12 protein-coding genes are annotated in these 18430 nt (G+C 61.4%); 6 read left to right on the top strand and 6 right to left on the bottom strand.

The annotated features are described in order from the left end of the window. Positions 1-32: 32 nt before the first annotated feature. The 3 genes from HQL98_13590 to HQL98_13580 are packed head-to-tail and all read left to right on the top strand — an operon-like array spanning position 33 to position 3156. Entirely contained in the window at positions 33-2057 is a 2025-nt protein-coding gene (locus HQL98_13590) for a hypothetical protein (protein MBF0273077.1), read from the top strand. Between the two features lie 33 nt (positions 2058-2090). Then, the gene (locus HQL98_13585; GenBank protein MBF0273076.1) at positions 2091-2282 is read left to right on the top strand and encodes a hypothetical protein; all 192 of its coding nucleotides are present in this window, start codon (positions 2091-2093) and stop codon (positions 2280-2282) included. A 46-nt stretch (positions 2283-2328) separates the two neighbouring features. After that, positions 2329-3156 carry a CZB domain-containing protein gene (locus HQL98_13580; GenBank protein MBF0273075.1) on the top strand — a complete coding sequence of 276 codons (828 nt, stop codon included), beginning with the start codon at positions 2329-2331 and terminating at the stop codon, positions 3154-3156. Between the two features lie 26 nt (positions 3157-3182). Here the strand turns inward: HQL98_13580 and HQL98_13575 are convergent, their stop codons facing one another. Next, on the bottom strand, positions 3183-5711 hold the full coding sequence (locus tag HQL98_13575) for an EAL domain-containing protein (protein ID MBF0273074.1): 2529 nt from the start codon (positions 5709-5711) through the stop codon (positions 3183-3185). Positions 5712-5963: 252 nt separating this feature from the next. Between HQL98_13575 and HQL98_13570 the strand changes: the two genes are divergently transcribed. Genes HQL98_13570 through HQL98_13560 form a run of 3 tightly spaced genes read left to right on the top strand, consistent with a single transcriptional unit; the run spans position 5964 to position 13158 of the window. Further along, positions 5964-6740 (top strand): efflux RND transporter periplasmic adaptor subunit, encoded by a 777-nt coding sequence (locus HQL98_13570; GenBank protein MBF0273073.1) that lies wholly within the window; start codon positions 5964-5966, stop codon positions 6738-6740. Then, positions 6737-8074 (top strand): HlyD family efflux transporter periplasmic adaptor subunit, encoded by a 1338-nt coding sequence (locus HQL98_13565; protein MBF0273072.1) that lies wholly within the window; start codon positions 6737-6739, stop codon positions 8072-8074. Before HQL98_13570 ends, HQL98_13565 begins: the two co-directional genes overlap by 4 nt. A gap of 20 nt (positions 8075-8094) precedes the next feature. Continuing rightward, positions 8095-13158 carry a response regulator gene (locus HQL98_13560; GenBank protein ID MBF0273071.1) on the top strand — a complete coding sequence of 1688 codons (5064 nt, stop codon included), beginning with the start codon at positions 8095-8097 and terminating at the stop codon, positions 13156-13158. A 43-nt stretch (positions 13159-13201) separates the two neighbouring features. Here HQL98_13560 and HQL98_13555 read toward each other — a convergent pair whose 3' ends face one another. The 5 genes from HQL98_13555 to HQL98_13535 form a co-directional block, all read right to left on the bottom strand. After that, complete coding sequence (locus tag HQL98_13555) at positions 13202-14215, bottom strand: extracellular solute-binding protein (GenBank protein ID MBF0273070.1); 1014 nt, start codon at positions 14213-14215, stop codon at positions 13202-13204. A gap of 117 nt (positions 14216-14332) precedes the next feature. Further along, the gene (locus HQL98_13550; protein MBF0273069.1) at positions 14333-14851 is read right to left on the bottom strand and encodes an HPP family protein; all 519 of its coding nucleotides are present in this window, start codon (positions 14849-14851) and stop codon (positions 14333-14335) included. A 230-nt stretch (positions 14852-15081) separates the two neighbouring features. Continuing rightward, positions 15082-16272, bottom strand: coding sequence for a glycosyltransferase family 4 protein (locus HQL98_13545; GenBank protein ID MBF0273068.1), 1191 nt, complete (start codon positions 16270-16272; stop codon positions 15082-15084). A 40-nt stretch (positions 16273-16312) separates the two neighbouring features. Further along, a complete protein-coding gene (locus HQL98_13540; protein ID MBF0273067.1) occupies positions 16313-17041 on the bottom strand; it encodes a hypothetical protein in 729 nt (242 codons plus the stop codon). Positions 17042-17068: 27 nt separating this feature from the next. After that, complete coding sequence (locus HQL98_13535; protein ID MBF0273066.1) at positions 17069-18160, bottom strand: hypothetical protein; 1092 nt, start codon at positions 18158-18160, stop codon at positions 17069-17071. Positions 18161-18430 lie beyond the last annotated feature (270 nt).

Below are 18430 nucleotides of genomic sequence, written 5' to 3'. Positions count from 1 at the left end.
TTATAGCCTTTCCCCGGCCTGGAGGTCTTGCCATGTTGGATACCGATCTTTCTCAAGTCAAGCTGCTCGTTCAAGAAGCCCAAAAACGCCTGGACGCGATCCTGCCACAGGTGCCCTCCCTGATGGATGGGGATCCAACCACCGGTGCCAACGTCCTGGATTCCTTATTGAGAACCATCCGTGGCATTGGTGGTTCGGCCATTTTTCATGATCTGACGCACATCGTCTCGTTGAGTCAATCCATGGAATCCCTGATTACCCGGATGCGGGAAGCCATGATTTTTGTCCAGCCGGAAAGCGTTCAGGTGCTGCTGTCCGGATTGAAAAAACTGCAACAATTGCTGAATGACGTGACGGCGTGCGAAGCGATTTCCATCGATTCGGAAACGGTTGCCATTCAAGCCATTCTGGCGGTTTACAGCGATCCCCCCCATTTTGATCTCCGGCATTATCCCCAGGCCGTATCACAGGCTGTGCTTCAAGGACTGCATTTCTTTTCAATCCACATTCCCCTCTCCGGCACTCCGGAGGTCAATCGGAAAAAATTCAACGAGGTCAAAGAGGCGGTCCAGGTGGTCGGCACCCTGGTGGCGTCGCTGCCGGATCTGGGCCATCGTATCGACTGGCGTGATGGCATCCGGGTGGGTGTGGTTCGGTTGCTGGTTTCCACGGTGTTGCAGCAGGATCTGCTGTTGGGATTGTCCCAACTGCCTTCCGAACGGATTGTTTTGCTGCCGATCCCGGAAGAGATGAAAAAAATCGAGCTGGTGGACCTCTCGCCGGCTCCTGAGGAAGACCCCGAATCCGACGATCTGCCGGAACCGGAGGTGTACGAAGAGGAAGAACAACTGGGAGACATCGAAGACCGCATCCGTCAAGCGCATCTGGATGAGATCAAACGGCAACGCTTGGCGCTGGAAGATCAGGAGCAAGAAAAACAACGACAAGCCGTGCTCCTCGAAAACGAACGCCAACTCCAACGCAAGCGGCAGCATCTTCGGACCTTGGGTGGCATCGCCGCCGGGGGCCTATTGGTGGCGGCATCGGTCTGGGTGGTCCTGGGGCGGCCCGTGGATCCCACGCCCCCTGCCCCTGTTGCCCAAACCCAGGTGACCACGGTTGCCAAGGTATCGGATCCCGCGCCCAAACCGCCGGTGCTGGTAACGGAGTCCAAAAGCGCATCCCCCGCACCCGCCGCCCCGGTCACCCTCCAGCCAGCCCCCCCGGCTGCGGTGCGTCCGCCGACAGAAGACAGCAAACCCGTCACCACCGCCCCGACAACCGTACCGGCCCCCCAATCCACCACCGCAGCGACGCCTGAGTCCAAACCGGCGCCGGCGTTGCCAGCGGAGACCCAAGCCGCCGCCACGCCTACCAACAAGCCGGAAACCCCGTCTCCCGCCACGGCCACCCCTGGCAAGGAGACCCCGGCGGCTAACCAAGCCATGTCCAAGCCGGAAACCCCGTCTCCCGCCACAGCCCCCTCTGGCAAAGAGACCCCAACGGCCAAGGGAACCGTGGTGGCGGATGCGGACTCCAAGGTTCCAGCCAACAAGGAAACCAAACCCGCGACGGCGGAACAGACCGACAAGGATCCAAACAGCACGGCTCCGTTTCAGGTGCGGTTTGCCAAATATCATTTACCCATCAACCGCCTGCTTCAGGAGCCCTACCTGAAAATCACCCCCGCCAAGGGGACCGTGCGAGGTGGTTTGACCTACGAACGCAACAAAGATGGAGATGTGCTGTTCTCGATTGCCCAAATGATGGGACATACCGCCTTCCGGCCCGAGGATCAGTTTACCATCACTCCCGATTCCATCTCCGCAATCAGGATTGTGTTTCAGGTTGATCGGGGAATCGCGTATCTGTTTGAATTCGGTCAGGATGGAACCGTGGTGGTGCCGGCGGCCTTCTGGGATCCCTTCTCGAAGAGCACCAAAAAGGGGGTCAGCATCAGCAAAGTGGTCAAAAAGACTCCCGACGGAATCCATCATCTGCGGGATATTTCAGCGGTTTCGGTTGGCTACATCGCCAAAACCGTCGGAATCCGATAACCGTGGCAACCGGTCGCATCCAAAGGAGTACCGATGTCTGTCAGCACCCTCACCACCACGCTTCTGCCGTTTCCGGTTTCCTGGAAGCAGGCCGACTGCGCCCCTGTTCTGGTGATCATGGGTCTGGCCCACTCCGGCAAGAACACGTGGTTCAACACGATGGCCAATGCTCCACAAACCGTTGGAAACCACCATCGGAAAAAAGATCCCCAGGGTTCCCAATGATCTCCATCCATGCTCAACACTCCATCCATTCAACGGGATACACGCAATGAATCAGGTAGATCTCGGCATCGCCCGCATGGCCCATGTGCTTTGGGAATCCGAACTGGAAGAAATGGTCCAAAAGCATCGAAAAACGATCCACCTGACCTCCCATGTGGATTGTGAACTGGGCGTATGGCTGCATGGAGACGGAATCCGGGAGTTGTACCATCTGGATCCGGTGCGGCGTCTGGTGGGGGTGCACGAGCAGTTTCATCAAGCCGCCGATCGTCTGGTCTCGTTGATTGCCATGGATTCGGAGGAGAACATCGAACGGGAGATGAACCGGGTACGCAGCCTGAGCCGCGATATCGTCTATTTCATCACCGAAGCGGAACTGGATTACCTGGAACACAAACCCTTGAGCGATTTTTCCGCCCATCCGGTCAAGAGTTTCATCCATCGTTTGTTCAACATCCACATCCCCGATTCAGGGGAGATCGAAAAACGGGGGGTTCTGGAGGTCAGTCATGCCCGATTGATGCACCTGCGTTGGTCCCGTCAACTGCTGCGGGCCTTCCAGCACTGGGGCAAGGATTCGACTTTGGAACCTTCCGATGTTTGCAGTGTGGGGGTATGGATCCAGGAAGTGGGACTCAAAAGCAAAAGAATCATTGGCATTGTTCAAGAGTTGGATGAAAAGCACCAATTGTTCCACACCAGGGCCGAAGAGACCATCCGTTTGTTGCGCCGGAAAAATTTCCGCAGATCCGAAGATGTCTTCAATGAAGTGGTCAATCTGGGGCGGGAGGTTTTGTATCTGCTGACGCGGATCGAATTGGCTTTTCTGCAATCCGGAGAGGTGGCCTCCCCCATCAATCTGCTGGGGCGGTGACGCCCCAAAAACGGACAGAGCCGGTTTCATCCTTTCGGAAGGAACCGCTCTTCCATCTCCTTGGCGGGGAGGGGTCGGCTGATCAGATAGCCTTGCAACTCGTCGCACCCCAAACGGGTCAACAGATCGCGCTGGGCCTGTTCCTCGGCCCCTTCGGCGGTGGCCCGCAGCCCCAGGGTGTGGGCCAGAGAGATGATGGCGTGGGTGATGGCCGCGTCCTCCCGATGGGTGGTGATCTCCCGCACGAAGGAGCGGTCGATCTTGAGCACATGCACCGGCAAACGGCGCAAATGGGAAAACGACGAGTAGCCGGTGCCAAAATCGTCCACTGCCAGATGGATCCCCATCTCCCGGAACGCCTGGAGGGCGTTCATGGCGTGTCCCACGTCGTGCATGACGATGGCTTCGGTCAACTCCAGTTCCAGGGCATGGGGTTCCAGGGCGCTTTCGGTGATGATCTGCCGGATCACCTCCACCAGATCGGTGCGACCAAACAGATGGTGGGACAGATTGACCGACAGGCGCAACGGGGGTCGTCCCGCATCCAACCATTGCCGCGCCTGACGACACACCTCCCGCACCATCCATAAATCGATAGCCTCGATCAGTCCCAACTCTTCCGCCAAAGGTAAAAACTCCCCGGGGGAAACCAGTTTTTCGCCCCCCCGGCGCCAGCGCACCAAAGCCTCCGCCCCCACCAGCCGATCCTGTTTCAAATCCCAGCGGGGTTGATAATGGGCCTCCAGTTCACACCGCTCGATGGCCCGGCGCAAATCCCGCTCCATCGACAGCCGCTGGGCGCCTTTGCGATTCATTTCCGCCGAGAAGAAACTGAATTGATTCTTGCCCTGGGCCTTGGCAAACTGGGTGGCCAGATCGGCATTCTTGAGCAGTTCATCGGTGCTGGTGCCGTTTTCCGGAAACAGACTGATCCCGATGCTGGCGGTGATGAACACCTCCTGCCCATTGGACAAGGTGACGGACATGGCGATGGCGTTGGAGATTTTCCTGGCCAGATGGATCACATCCTCGGCGCGGGCCATGTCCTTGAGCAGAATCAGGAATTCATCCCCGCCCACCCGGGCCACCGTATCCCCCTCCCGCACGTTGGACTGGAGGCGGTTGGCGACTTCCTTGAGAAGTTCATCCCCGGCCCGGTGTCCCAAGGTTTCGTTGATGGTCTTGAAGCGGTCCAGGGCGCAATGCATCAGCCCCACACTGGTGTTGCGCCAGGGCGCCCGCACCAGGGATTGACTCAGACGCTCCACCAGCAACGACCGGTTGGGCAGATGGGTCAACACGTCGAAATTGGCCAGAAAATGGAGCTGTTCTTCGTTGCGTTTGCGCTGACGGATATCCTGCACCAAAATGACCGTGCCCACGATCTCGTCATCCTGGCGCAACAGGCTGCTGGAGATGGAAACCGCCACCTGACGGCCATCGGCGGTGAGAAAGACCGTCTCTTGAAAACGAAACTGACGGTCGGACAGCAGATCCCGATACATGATCGCGCAAAAAGAGGGATCCGGAAGCAGCGCGTCCAGATGGCGTCCGATCAGTTTTTCCTCTGTTTCTTCCAGCAGGGTCACCAGGGCGACGTTGACCCGCTGGATGCGGATTTCCCGATCCAGCACCAAGAAGCCATCCACCATGGCTCCGAGGATCTGCTCGGTATAGACCTTGGCATCAGTGTTTTTGTCGAGGGTGGCGAGCATGCGGTTGAAGGTGCGGGCCAGCAGGGCGACTTCGTCCTCTCCCTTTTCGGGGACACGCCGAAAAAAGTCCAGGGAGCCTTGAGCCATGAGGTCCATGGCGCGGGTCAGGTCGGTCAAGGGGGTGACGATCCGTCCCACCCGGTTGCGGATCAAGGCCACAGCCAGCAGCAACGTGGCCACCGTGATCAGGACCAGAGCCAGACGCAATTCATTGAGGCTGTTGCGACCACCCGACACCAGGGCATGATGGGGACGCACCTGGACGACACTCCAACCCACCAAGGCCGGCAGGGGATGAAAGACCACATGGTGACGTTCTCCCGCCTCTTCAAACCAGTCGCTGCCGCTGGCGCCAGTGCGCATCCGTTCCAGGATGGATTTCCACCGCTCCGAGGCGTGGAGGGCGACGGCAGAGGGAAAATCCGGCTCCCGTTGCGCCCCGACGGACTCCTGAGGACTGGAACCGGCCTGCAAGGGGGTCTCCCGCAGGCTGTCGGCGATCACCCGTCCCGCGGGGTCTAAAATGAGGACATGAAGAAAAGGATCCCGATGCCCCGCCATACGACGCAAGACATCTTGCAACCAGATCCCGGCCCCTTCCGTCAGGGGGCCATCGACCGGATGGGCAGCGGGCCGGGAACCATCACCCGGAAGATTGGCATTGCGTTCCAAACCGTTGTCGATCTCCCGGACCACGGCCAGATTGGATTGATCCATGGCGAGCAACGCGCTTTCCACCATGGCCCGTTCGGTCCAGTGGAAAGAGAGGGCCGCGATCCATCCCACTCCGACGAGCAGTGGTACGGCAAACAACACAATAAACTGAAATCGCATGGACATGACGGATCTGGAGCCTCGGTCCTTCCGCAGCAAAGGGTCGATGGTGATTGGCCTCACCCGATCGAAAGAATGATGCGGGTGTCAAACTGGATTCAGCATATCAGAACCTGTCACGAAGCGTAACGGTTCTCAGTCGATTCAGTCCATTTATCGTCCATACATTTGCTGAAAAATCGGTTATGCTAAAGACCGATCACAGGCAATGAGCGGTATTTTTTCCGTGAAGATTTACCTTCATAAAAAGAGGGACCCATGAGCGGTGACAGGGCACTCCAGGGGAAAGGATGGGGGATCGTCTGGTTTGTATGGGGATTTCTGGGGTGCGCCGCCCCGGTCCAGGCCGACGGCAACGGCGAGGGATGGTCGGCGCGGGTGCTGCTGGCAGCGGGTCGGGAGACGGTCTTGTCCAGCCGGATTCCCGGACGGGTGGAAAAACTGGCGGTCAAAGAGGGGGATAGCGTGCGGCAGGGACAACTGCTGGCCTCCATGGATTGCGCCATACACGAAGCCCGCCGGGCCAGAGTCGAGGCGGAACTCAAAGCGGCCCGTTTCAAGCTGGAGGTGCAACGCCGTCTGGAAAAGCTGAAATCCGGCAGTTCCCTGGAGTCCGACGTGGCCGGAGCCGACGTGACCAAATACGAAGCCGAACTTTCCGAAGCCCGCGCCACGGTGGCGATGTGCCCGGTGGCGGCCCCCTTTGACGGTCGGATCACGGGGGTGAAGGTGGGATTGCATCAAAGCGTGAGCCAGGGGGTTCCCCTGGTGGAAATGCTGGACGAGGCCTCTCTGGAAGCGCGACTGATCGTCCCATCCCGCTGGCTGGCCTGGCTGAAGACCGGGATGGCCTTCACCCTGCGATTGGATGAAACCGGGCTGGACTATACGGCCCGGGTGGTGCGGATCGGGGCACGCATCGATCCGGCCAGCCAGTCCCTGGGGATCGTGGGGGCCATCGAGGGCAAACGGGAGGGATTGCTGGCGGGGATGAGCGGCATGGCCCATTTCAACGGACCGGCTTCCGGCTCATGAACGCCGAGTTGGAAACCCGCAGACTGGCGGTATGCGCCGCGCTGCTGGATCTGGAACTGTCGACGCGGCGGGCCGAAAACCGGGTGGCGTTGCGTTTTCTGATGGTGAACCGGTTGCAGTCCTTGCTGCCGGCCAGCACGGTTTTTTTCTGGCAGCGGGGAACGAAAGGCCGGATCGAGGGGGCTTCCGGGATTTCGGAACCGGATCCCCGCGCCCCGATGATCCTGTGGGCCGGGGGGGTGTGCGCGGTGTTGGCCCAGGGAGAAACGGCGGGCCAGCCCCATGCCGTGACCGCAACGGACTGTCCGGGGGAGTGGGGGGAGTCCTGGTCCGGTCTGGCCCCGCCCCACGGCCTGTGGATGCCGTTGATCACCCCGGACCGCCAGTGGATCGGCGCCCTGCTGGCGTTGCGGGATCACCCCTGGAGCGACGGGGAACAGGATCTGGCCGCCCGTCTGGGGGAAGGGTTCGCCCATGCCTGGCAAGCGTTGGAACCCCGGACCCGTCGCCCCATCGTCACCCGCGGCTGGTGGATAGCCGCCCTGGCGATGGCGGGAGGGATCGGACTGGGATGGATACCGGTGGAACAATCCGCCCTGGCGCCGGCCACGGTGGTTCCGGCGGAGCCTGTGGTGATCGCCGCCCCCCTGGATGGCGCGATCGAGGCGGTGGCGGTGGAGCCCAATGCTCTGGTGCGCAGCGGAGATCTGTTGTTTCGCATGGAGGCCACCACCCTGACCAACCGTCGGGAGATGGCGCGACTGGCCCTGGAGACCGCCCAGGCGGAACGGTTCAAGGGGCGTCAACTCTCCTTCGCCGATCCGGAGGCCAAGGCATCCCTGCCCCTGCTGGAGGCCAGACTGACCGAAAAACGGGCCGAGGCCGACTATGCCGAATCCTTGTTGCAGCGGGCCGAGACCCGCTCGCCGCTGGATGGGGTCGCCTTGTTTTCCGACCCCAACGCCTGGCGGGGCAGACCGGTGGTGGTGGGGGAAAAGGTGATGATCGTGGCGGATCCGCAACGGGTGGAGTTGGACATCCGCCTGCCGGTGGCCGACGCGGTGGTCTTGAACCCCGGCGCACGGATCTTGATGTTTTTGCATGTGGACCCGCTCCATCCTTTGGAAGGGGAGTTGATCCGGGCGGCCCATGATGCCGAACTCACCCCCGAAGGGGTGTTGGCCTATCGGATCATGGCCCGTTTTCTGCCCGGCTCTCCTCCCCCCCGCATGGGACTGAAAGGAACCGCCAAAATGATTGGCGAACGGGTCAACCTGTTTTATCATCTGTTCCGACGGCCTCTGGCGGCCTTGCGCCAGTCCATGGGATTGTAAAAGCGGTTGGAGACGCATCGATGAACACCATTCTGATCGTTGAAGACTCCAGCAGCTTCGCCTCCTTGCTGAAAGCCCGCATCCAGAAGGCTCTAGGGGTCGAGGTGATGCTGGCCAGAAGCCTCGCCGAAGCCAACGCGATCCTCAAGGCCCATCTGAAACGGTTTTTTCTGGCCATACTGGATCTGAATCTCCCCGACGCTCCGGATGGAGAGATTGTCGATCTGCTGGTGGCCAACGCCATCCCTTCCATTGCCCTGACCGGCATCTTCAAGCCCGATCTGCGGGAAACCTGCCTCAAAAAAGGATTGCTGGACTATTTCATCAAGGACAACCCGCGGGTGGTGGATTCGGTGATTCACGCCATCGACCGCATCCAGAAAAACCGCAATGCCCGCATCCTGGTGGTGGACGACTCCCGCAGCGCCCGGGTGGTGTTGTGCCGTTTTCTGGAACGCCATGGATTCACCCTGATGGACGCGGAAGACGGCGAAAGCGCCCTCCAGATTCTGAGGGAACAGGTCGTGCATCTGGTGATCACCGACTACCAGATGCCCGGCATGGACGGGGTGAAATTCATCCAAAAGCTGCGGGCCGCCCACTCCCGCAACGATGTGGCCGCCATTGGCCTCTCTTCCTATGGCAACGCGGATCTGGCCGCCCAGTTCATCAAGGCCGGGGCCAACGATTTTCTGGTCAAGCCCTATCAGCCCGAGGAACTGCTCTGCCGGGTCTACCAGAACATCGAAAACATCGAACGCTATCACGACATCGCCCGTCTGCTGGATCGGCATCAGGCCATCTTGAGCCACGCCCTGGACGCCATCATCACCACGGATGACGCGGGCCGGGTGCTGGAGTTCAATCCGGCGGCAGAGCAGTTGTTCGGTTTTTCCAAGGCATTGATACTGGGCAGACCCATCGGGGAGTTCATCATTCCCGAGCCGTTGCGCGCCGCCCACCGGAACGCCTTGCAAAAAGTGGTGGCCGAAGGGATTCAGGCGCCCCGGCTCAGACGACGCATGGAGCATCCGGGTCTGCGGGTGAATGGTCAGACCATCGATCTGCAAATCTCCCTGACCTCCGTGGTCCAGGAGGGCAAACTGCAATTCACCGGCTTCTTGCAAGATGTCACCGACCGCAAACAGTTGGTCAAGTCCCTGGAAGAGACCCTGGCCGTGGCGGAGATGGCCAATGTGGCCAAAAGCGATTTCATCGCCAACATGAGCCACGAAATCCGCACCCCGATGAACGCCGTGCTGGGCTTCACCGAACTGGCCCTCAAGGCCGAACTGGCCCCGAGGGTGCGGGATTATGTGAGCAAAATCGAAAACGCCTCCCGCTCACTCATGGGGATCATCAGCGATCTGCTGGATTTTTCCAAACTGGAAGCGGGTCACATGACCCTGGATCCGGTCCCCTTCGATCTGCATCTGCTGGTGGAACGGCTCGCCGATCTGTTCAGCAAGCAGGTGGCCGACAAGCGGATCGAACTGATCTTTTCGATTCCCGCCGATTTCGACACGGTGCTGTTCGGGGATGTGATCCGGCTGGAACAGGTGCTGATCAACCTGATCCGCAACGCGGTCAAGTTCACCGAGCAAGGCAGCATCACCGTGACCCTCACCCCGAGACTCGCCGAGGAGGAACGGGTCTGCCTGAACTGCGGGGTGCGGGATACGGGCATCGGGGTGGATCCGGCCATTCTACCCAATCTGTTTGCCCCGTTTGTACAGGCGGACGGCTCCACCACCCGCAAATTCGGCGGCACCGGTCTGGGGCTGTCCATCTGCAAACGGCTGGTCTCCCTGATGGGCGGACGGATGTGGGCCAACAGCGTTCCCGGTCAGGGGAGTGAATTCGGGTTCGAGGCCTGCGTGGGGCTGCACGGTCAGAATCGCCGCAAGAACATCATGCTGCCCGAATCCATGTGGGGGGAACGGGTGCTGGTGGCCGATGACAACCCGGAGGTGCGCGACTCCCTGGTCGGACTGCTCAAGGAGCTATTCTTGGAGCCGGAGGTGGTATCATCCGGGGCCGAGGCGGTGGAACGGCTGTTGGCCTGCAACACCGGCCAGGGGATTCCCTTCACCCGGGTGCTGCTGGACTGGCGCATGCCGGGCATGGATGGAGACGCCGCCGCCGTGGAGATGCGCGCCGCCCTGGAAGCGGTCGTGCCCAAACCCCCGCAACCCCTGATCCATCTGCTCACCCCCTTCGGGGTGGGGGAGGCCATCAGCCGCATGGAAAAAGCGGGCATGGACGGCTTCATCGACAAGCCCGTGACCCGTTCCCGACTGATCCGGGGACTGTCGTCGGAAGGCGAGGATCACGAATCCGGTCAACCGGACCGACGGCGGGAAAAACTGCTGGGGCAGGAGGAAGAGACCGGGGCCCGCATCGGTGGCGCCCGGGTACTGCTGGCCCAGGCCGGAGAGGTGACCCCCCGCATCATTCGGGAGTTGCTGGAACGGATCGGACTGGTGGTCGAAGTGGCCGAAACCGGCGCCATGGCCCTGGAGTTGACCAGCCGGTTCGCTTTCGACACGGTGCTGATGGATTACCAGTTGCCAGAATGGGGCGGTCCGGAAACCATGATCCGTCTGCGGGCCCAGCCGGGATGCCGGAATCTGCCGGGGATCGCGCTGCTGTCCCACGCGGGTTGGGAAGAGAAGAAACACTGTCTGGACGCGGGCATACGGGACCATCTGGAGCTGCCCCCCCGGGCAGAACGGCTCCACGGCCTGTTGAGCAAAACGATTCCCCCCTTCACCGACTGGGAGGAGCCGGAAGGCTTTCCCAAGCTCGATCACGCCCTGGCGCGCATTCCGGGTCTGGATCTGCTGGCGGGACTGGAGCGGATCGGAGGCAATCGGACCTTGCACCGTCGTTTGCTGGTGCGATTCCGTCGCGAATACGAAGGGATCCTCGAAGAGTTGCGGGACCGATTCGCCGAGGAGAAATTTGCCGAGACCCTGCCCCGTCTGCACGCCCTGAAAGGGGCGGCGCGCAATCTGGGGGCCATCTCCGTGGCCGAGGCCGCCGAAGAGCTGGAAAACGCCCTGATCCAGGGCGAAGTGGTGCTGCGTCAAGCCGCGCTGGCCACCTTCAGCCAAAGGATGCGGGCCATTTTAATCGGACTGGGCGTGGGATTGGCCCCTCCCACCCCGGTGATTCGGGAAGGCCCGCTCCAGGGCGATGGGGAACAGGGTCCGGACCAGAAAACGTTGATGCGGCTGTTGTCGCTGCTGCTGGATCGCCTGATGAACGCCAGTATCGAGGTGGAGCCATGGCTGTCCGAGCTGGGTCAGTTGTTGCAGCCCACCGAGGCTTTTTTCACCTTTCAGGAGCTGGTCAAACAGATCGAGGTGTACCGTTTCGCCGAAGCCGAGGAGTTGGCCCGCTCCCTGGGACGGCTGTTCGGTCAAGAACCAAGCCCCACCCCGCCCCCGGAAGAAGAGCCTCCGGTCAGCCGGGTATTGATCGTGGACGATCAACCCAGCAATGTGGACCTGTTGAAGGAACTGCTCGAAGAACACCACCGGCTGGTGGCCCTGAACGGCCCTCAGGCCCTGCGCGCCGCCATGGGCCGGGAGCCGCCGGATCTGATCCTGCTGGACATCATGATGCCCGAAATGAACGGCTACGAGGTCTGCCGCCAGTTGCGGGAAAATCCCCTCACCCGGGACGTGCCGGTCATCTTCGTCACGGCCAAAAAGCAGGTGGCGGACGAAAGCGAAGGATTCCGCCTTGGGGGGGTGGACTATATCACCAAGCCCTACCAGGGGGAAATCGTCAAACGTCGGGTGCAGACCCATCTCGAATTGAAACGGGGCCGGAACGCCCTGGAACGGGAGGTCCAGGTCCGCACCGCCGAACTGAAAGCGGCCCAGGAAGTGGCCGAACGGGCCAGAGAGACCGCCGAATCCGGCAATCGGGCCAAATCCACCTTCCTGGCCCACATGAGCCACGAAATCCGCACCCCTCTCAACGCCATTCTCGGGGTCAACGAGCTGCTGATCGAAGCCGATGCCACCCCGGAGCAACGCCGTTATCTGGAAATGGCCCGCAAGGCGAGCGAATCCCTGCTGGCTTTGGTCAATGATGTGCTGGACTTCTCCAAGATCGAGGCGGGTCAGTTCGATCTGGAACGCTCCTGTTTCGATCTGCCGGCGATGGTCAACGGCTCTGCCGAAATCCTGGCCATCCAGGCCCGAGACCGGGGCATTCGCCTGACCCGCTTCCTGGATCCGGGCTTGCCGCGTCATGTGCTGGGGGATCCCAACCGACTGAGACAGATTCTGCTGAATCTGCTGGGCAATGCCGTCAAGTTCACCCGCGAGGGCGAAGTGAGCCTCACGGTTGCGCCGGAACGCACGGGACGCATCGCCTTCACCATCGCCGACAGCGGCATCGGCATTCCGACGGACAAGCTGGCGAGCATTTTTCAACCCTTCCGGCAGGCGGACCTCTCCACCACCCGTCGTTATGGCGGCACCGGACTGGGGCTGTCCATCTGCGCCCTGCTGGTGGAGCGCATGGGGGGCAAAATCGGGGTGGAAAGCGAGGAGGGACAAGGCAGCCGGTTTTTCTTCACCCTGGATCTGCCGATCGCCGATCCGGACGCGCCTCTGGCGCTGGTTTCGGTGGTGCGTCAGGGGGCCAGGGAGCCCCACCAATCCACCACCGCCCCCCCGGGCACGGAAACCGGTCTGTCGATCCTGATGGCCGAGGATTCGGAGGACAACCGCACCCTGATCAAGGCCTTCTTGAAAAACGGTCCCCACCGCCTGACCTTCGCCGAAAACGGGGGCATAGCCTGCGAGTTGTTTGAAAAGGGAAAATTCGACATCGTGCTGATGGATATCCAAATGCCCATCCTGGACGGCTACGCCGCCACCCGCCGCATCCGGGCCTGGGAGCAGGAACAAAACGCGATTCCGACCCCGGTGATCGCCCTGACCGCCCACGCCATGCAGGAGGCCTCCACCGAAGCCATGGCCGCAGGCTGTGACTATTATCTTTCCAAACCCATTGCCAAAAAACGTCTGCTGGAGGTATTGCGGGAGTTTTCCGGACGTTAGACCGCCGCCCCACCCGAATACCAACCGAAACCCGGAAGCCGGATCATGGATACCCGGCCCGATCCATCAGGCGTACCGCGTCGGCCTGAAACCGGCCCGCCAACGAGACATTGAGGGCCTCTCCCTTGAAATCTCCCCAGGTGGCCACGAAGGCATGGGGTTTGACCTGGGGATTGGCGGGATACTCCATGTTCAGCTCGGCGAACAGGCCTTGGGCCTCGGGGGTGGACAGCCATTCCAGCAGCTTGAGGGCGGCGGCGGGATGTTTGGCGTGTCTGGTGACGCCGGCCCCGGAAATGTTGATGTGAGTGCCGCTGGTCTGCTGATTGGCCCAGAAGAGGGCCAGGGATGTCTTGGGTTTGTCTTTCTGCAAGGCGCCAAAGTAGTAGGTATTGACGATCCCCACGTCACACCGTCCCGCCACCATGGCCTCCATGAGCTTGGTATCGTTGGAAAAGACCGGAGCCGCCAGATTGGCCATCCAGCCCCGCACCATTCTTTCCGTGGCCGGTTCCCCGAGGCGGGCGATCAGCATGGCCACCAGAGACTGGTTGTAGATCTTTTCGGAGCTGCGCAGACACAGACGCCCTTTCCACGACAGATTGGCCAAGTCCTCATAAGTGCTCAATTCGGAAATTTTGACCCGTTCGGTGCTGTAAACGATGGTGCGCGCCCGCACCGACAGCCCGAACCAACGATTCCCGGGATCCCGCAACGGTTCGGGGATGTTGGCGGTCAGCACCGGGGAATCGACGGGGGCCAGCATCCCTTTTTCCGCCGCGCTCCACAGGTTGCCCGCATCCACGGTGATCAGCAGATCCGCCGGAGTGGCGCTCCCTTCCGCCTGCAACCGGGCCAGCAGCGCGCCTTCGCCGTCGGTGAGATAACGGATGGCCACGCCGCCGATCTTTTGCCGATAGATGTCCAGCAGCGGTTTGAGCAAATGCTCCTTGCGGGCCGAATAGATCACCAACGCCTCCTCTTCGGCCCCCGCGGCCCAGGGGGAGGCAAACAGGGCCATCACCAAGGAGAAAATCATCAGGAAGAATGTGGGCATCGGGGACTCCTCGTTGTATGCGTCGACAGCAACAGGTCCGGATGGTGATCTCCCCGCCTCCCAGACAGCCCCCATACGGATCATCATCAATGACGAATGACTCACCCGAAACGTGATCTAAAACCACCACAACGGATAACGACGGGTCGGAGCCAGATTGTTGACCACCAGCGCCACCACCAGCATCAGGCTGGCTCCCACCAGTACCGGAACCAGGGCATACCAAAAGCCCAAGGCGTGGATCTGCCCGGAACCGATGACCGCGATCAGGGCGGTGGCACCGCCGGGGGGATGGAGGCAACGGGCCAGATGCATGACTCCGATGGCCAACGAAACCGCCAGGGGGGCGGCGAGCCACACCAGATCGGGCAGGGTTTGGGCCACGGACACCCCCACCAGGGCGGAGAGAAAATGGCCCAGCAACAGGTTGCGGGGCTGGGCCAGGGGGCTGGCGGGAGCGCCGTAGAGCAGTACCGCCGAAGCGCCGAAACTGCCGAGCATCAACATCCAGTCGCTTCCTTGCAACAAGAGGTGGTCCAGAACCGCCACCAACAGGATGCCCAAAAACGCCCCCAGCCACGACCAGAACACCTCGGGCCATGGAACCCGGGGGGGAACAGGCTGCACCCCCCCCATTTTGGCCAAGAGCGCATCAAACCGGAATGGGGAGATCCGGGATGGGGAATCAACGGGCAACAAGAGGCGTTTCAGAACCGTCACCAGCAACAGGTTCCAAAACGCCACCAGCCACGACCAGAACACTTCGGACCATGAAACCCGGGGGGAAGCAGACGGCACCCCCCCCATTTTGGACAGGGGCGCATCAAAACCAGAGGAGGAGGTTCGGGATGGGGAATCGGCGGGTTTCATGCAGGCACTCTCCCTAGGATGTCATTGAAAAGTTCAAGTTGTCCCTGGGTGGTAGCCTCCCAGGAGAACCGCTCGGCATGCCGACGGGTGGCGACGGGATCCGACGGAGTGGTCAGAAGCTGACCGGCGGCGGCGGCGATGGCCGACGGGGTACGGGCATCGATCAACAGGCCGGCCTCCGGAGCGGTGACCACCTCCGGTGCGCCCCAAACATTGGTGGCCGCCACACGGGTTCCGCAGGCCATGGCCTCCAGCAACACATTGGCCCACCCCTCCCGGTTGGAGGCCAGCACCAAGGCATCGGCGGCGCTGTAATAGGTTTTCAGTCGCTCCTGGGGCACCTCTCCCACAAAACGCACCCGGTCAGCCACCCCCAGCGATCCCGCCAGGCCCGCCAACGCCTCTCGCAACGGGCCGGTGCCGACAATCGCCAGTTCCACACCGGGCAACTCCGGCAAGGCCCGCAGGATCAGATCATGGCCCTTGCGCTCGATGAGATAACCCACGGACAACAAGGTCGGACGGCTCCAGCCGAGGCTCTTCCGGGCCATGCTCCGCTCCACCGGAGCAAACCGTTCCAGGTCCACCCCGTTGCGCAACACCGTGACCCGTGAATCCGCCAGCCCCATGCCGGTCAGGACCTGTTTCAAGGCGGCGCTGACGGTGATCAGGCCATGGGCCTTGCGGGCGGCCTGGAGGATCATGGCCCGTGGCAACCGGTGGACGGGAATCTGGTTGAGATCACTGCCCCGGGCGGTGATCACCACCGGCTTGCGAAAATATTGGCCCAGCAGCATGGCCGCCACCCCGTCGGGATAAAAATAGTGGGCGTCGATCAGATCGAAATCAAACCCTTCCCGCCGCAGTTCCCCCAACGCGGAGGCCGCGCCGGCGGCCAGCAGAAACGGGGCGGCGGTCATGCCGATCTTGGGAGGCAGAAAATAGCGGGGATGCGCGACGGGAATCCCGGCGAAGGTTTCCTGGGCCGGAGCCTCGCGGCCCTCCCAGGCATAACGGTTGAGCCAAGGCCGGGTGACGAAAAACCAGGGAATGGGCGCCACCACCCTGGCCTCCACGCCTCCGGAGGCCACCAGATGACGCAACCGCTCTCCCACGAAAATCCCATGCACCGGACTGTCCCGATGGGGAAACAGGGTGGAAAAGGTGACGATGCGCACAGGGGACATGGCCCTCATCCCCCCACGCCGACAAGGCCGCGACACGGATTCACAGCGTCAGGATCTCCTTGGCCAAAGGCACGGTCAGGGGTCGTTTCAGCTCCAGGCCGGCCCGGTCCAGACGCTCCAGGGCCGCGGCCAGATCCGGAATCCGCCGGGGCAGACGCACGCACAAGAACTTGATCAGCTCGGGCCCCAAACGCACCTGACGATCCGCCGCCAGTTTGGTGAGAATGGCCTCCAGTTCCACATCATCCGGCGGCGCGATCTCCATCACCGATCCCCACAACAACCGGGAACGCAGATCCGGACGCAGCCACTCCAGATGGGTGGGAGAAAGGCGGGAGGCGATGAGCAGACGCCCGCCATTTTCACGCAGATGATTGAAAAGAAACAACAGCCCCTCTTGCAACGCCGGCGACCCGCTGCCCAGACGCTCCAGATTATCCACCGCCACCAACACATCCCCCTGCCAGCGGGCCAAAAACCGGGTCAACTCCCCCTCCCCGCCCCCTTCCAAAGCCCGGGCCAAGGCCTCGGGATCCAGAAAAGCCGCTCCATCCCCACCCCGCAACCGCCGTTGCCAACCGACGGCGGCGTGCAGCAAATGGGTCTTGCCACACCCGGCACCCCCGGTCAAAATCAGACTGGCGGCAACCCCCTCCATCAGACCCCGTACCGCCGCGCAGGCCAGACGATTGGAGTCGCCCACAATCAGGTTGTCAAAAGTGAAAACCGGATCCAGTCCCAGTTCCAGAATCTGTTGTCCGTGACTCATCGGCCCACCTTGTCCCCTCCCATTCCGTCAAAACAGCACCGTGGGGGGCGTTGAAGCCCGCAATTGTTCAAAATGGCGGTCGATGTATTCGATTTCATATTCGGTATCGATATCCAAAGCCGGACCCGAGGTATCGCTGATCAACAAAGTGATGGTACAATGGGTCAAAGTACGAATCCGGTCCTCCAGGATGGCCAGATCCCGGAATTTGCGGTTGGCGTTCTTGTTCTTGACGATGATGAAATAGGCCCGCATCAAAAAGGAAAACGCCTTGAGCATCTGATAATAATTCTTCCGGGAAGTCGCCCCCCCTTCCGCCTCGTTCAGATGGGCCTTGGAGAACAAGGACTGCACGAACACCACGTTGTCTTTGATTTTTTTCAGGTTGAAGCGTCCGCCCTCGATGATGGTCCGGTTGTTGAACAGATGCCCGGCGAGATTCCAGATCAAACGGGGCACCCGCAACGGTTTTCCGGCCATGAAATTGTTGACGATCAGTTCATAGGTCCGATCCCCGGAACAGTAGGTATAGTAGTTCTTGACCGCCCGGTCATAACAAAATGGCTCGGAAATGCGTCCGGTGAGCGCGTCGATGGCCGAGCGCACCGTGCGCCCCAACACCAGATCCGCCTGGGGATTTTTGCCCATCACTAGACAATCGATCTCTTCCGGTTGGATCAACGGGGTATCGCTCACCAGCAGATTGACCGGAACCTGAGCCAGTTGATCGTCCTGACCGAACTCCCGCCACAAATCCCAGTGACGGGACTCCAACCCCTCCTCCCCCACCATCCAGGATTCCACCCCCCGCCCTGCCCGGTGCAGCAACGACAACAAAGTGGTAGACAAAAAACTCTCCACAAAGTTGCTCTTTTCCTGAAGCAACGTCACCTCGATGCCCCGCCGGGCACCCTGGAGCACCGCCTCACGCAACACCGACTCCAACCGCTCCCGATCTCCCCAGACGTAGATCCGATCAATGGATCTGGCCTCGACCGCCGCAGCCAGCACGTGTTCCACGCTGGTCCGGCCCTGAATCGGCACAAACGGTTGAAACCGTCCCCCCACCAGCTTGGCACCACGGGTTCCAGCCGCGACGAACAGGATCTCCTTCTTCATGGCACCATCCCTTCGTTCACACCCATGCCTACAGCCACGGCTTGGAAGGAGTGGCAGGCTGTCCCGAGGCCGGAGGTTGCTCGGGGATCGGGGATGGCTCGGGGGCTGCTGGCGCTGGAGTCGGGGACTTCTTGGACGCGGGCTGGGCCGGGGCCGGAGACTTGCCCGCAGGCTGCGCCGGGGCCGCTTGCGCCGGGGCAGCCGTCTTGCTCGCGGGCTGCGCCGGGGCCGCTTGCGCCGGGGCAGCCGTCTTGCTCGCGGGCTGCGCCG

This window comes from Magnetococcales bacterium (assembly GCA_015231755.1).
Lineage (GTDB): Bacteria > Pseudomonadota > Magnetococcia > Magnetococcales > Magnetaquicoccaceae > Magnetaquiglobus.
The sequence above is the reverse complement of the archived record's forward strand: the minus strand, read 5'-3'. Positions and strand labels throughout refer to the sequence as shown.

What these genes read in the sequence shown, in the direction of transcription:
- HQL98_13535 (MBF0273066.1), bottom strand. Translation starts at nt 18,160, where the DNA reads ATGAAGAAGGAGATCCTGTTCGTCGCGGCTGGAACCCGTGGTGCCAAG.
- HQL98_13570 (MBF0273073.1), top strand. Translation starts at nt 5,964, where the DNA reads ATGAGCGGTGACAGGGCACTCCAGGGGAAAGGATGGGGGATCGTCTGG.
- HQL98_13590 (MBF0273077.1), top strand. Translation starts at nt 33, where the DNA reads ATGTTGGATACCGATCTTTCTCAAGTCAAGCTGCTCGTTCAAGAAGCC.
- HQL98_13550 (MBF0273069.1), bottom strand. Translation starts at nt 14,851, where the DNA reads ATGGGGGGGGTGCAGCCTGTTCCCCCCCGGGTTCCATGGCCCGAGGTG.
- HQL98_13555 (MBF0273070.1), bottom strand. Translation starts at nt 14,215, where the DNA reads ATGCCCACATTCTTCCTGATGATTTTCTCCTTGGTGATGGCCCTGTTT.
- HQL98_13540 (MBF0273067.1), bottom strand. Translation starts at nt 17,041, where the DNA reads ATGAGTCACGGACAACAGATTCTGGAACTGGGACTGGATCCGGTTTTC.
- HQL98_13585 (MBF0273076.1), top strand. Translation starts at nt 2,091, where the DNA reads ATGTCTGTCAGCACCCTCACCACCACGCTTCTGCCGTTTCCGGTTTCC.
- HQL98_13565 (MBF0273072.1), top strand. Translation starts at nt 6,737, where the DNA reads ATGAACGCCGAGTTGGAAACCCGCAGACTGGCGGTATGCGCCGCGCTG.
- HQL98_13545 (MBF0273068.1), bottom strand. Translation starts at nt 16,272, where the DNA reads ATGTCCCCTGTGCGCATCGTCACCTTTTCCACCCTGTTTCCCCATCGG.
- HQL98_13575 (MBF0273074.1), bottom strand. Translation starts at nt 5,711, where the DNA reads ATGTCCATGCGATTTCAGTTTATTGTGTTGTTTGCCGTACCACTGCTC.
- HQL98_13560 (MBF0273071.1), top strand. Translation starts at nt 8,095, where the DNA reads ATGAACACCATTCTGATCGTTGAAGACTCCAGCAGCTTCGCCTCCTTG.
- HQL98_13580 (MBF0273075.1), top strand. Translation starts at nt 2,329, where the DNA reads ATGAATCAGGTAGATCTCGGCATCGCCCGCATGGCCCATGTGCTTTGG.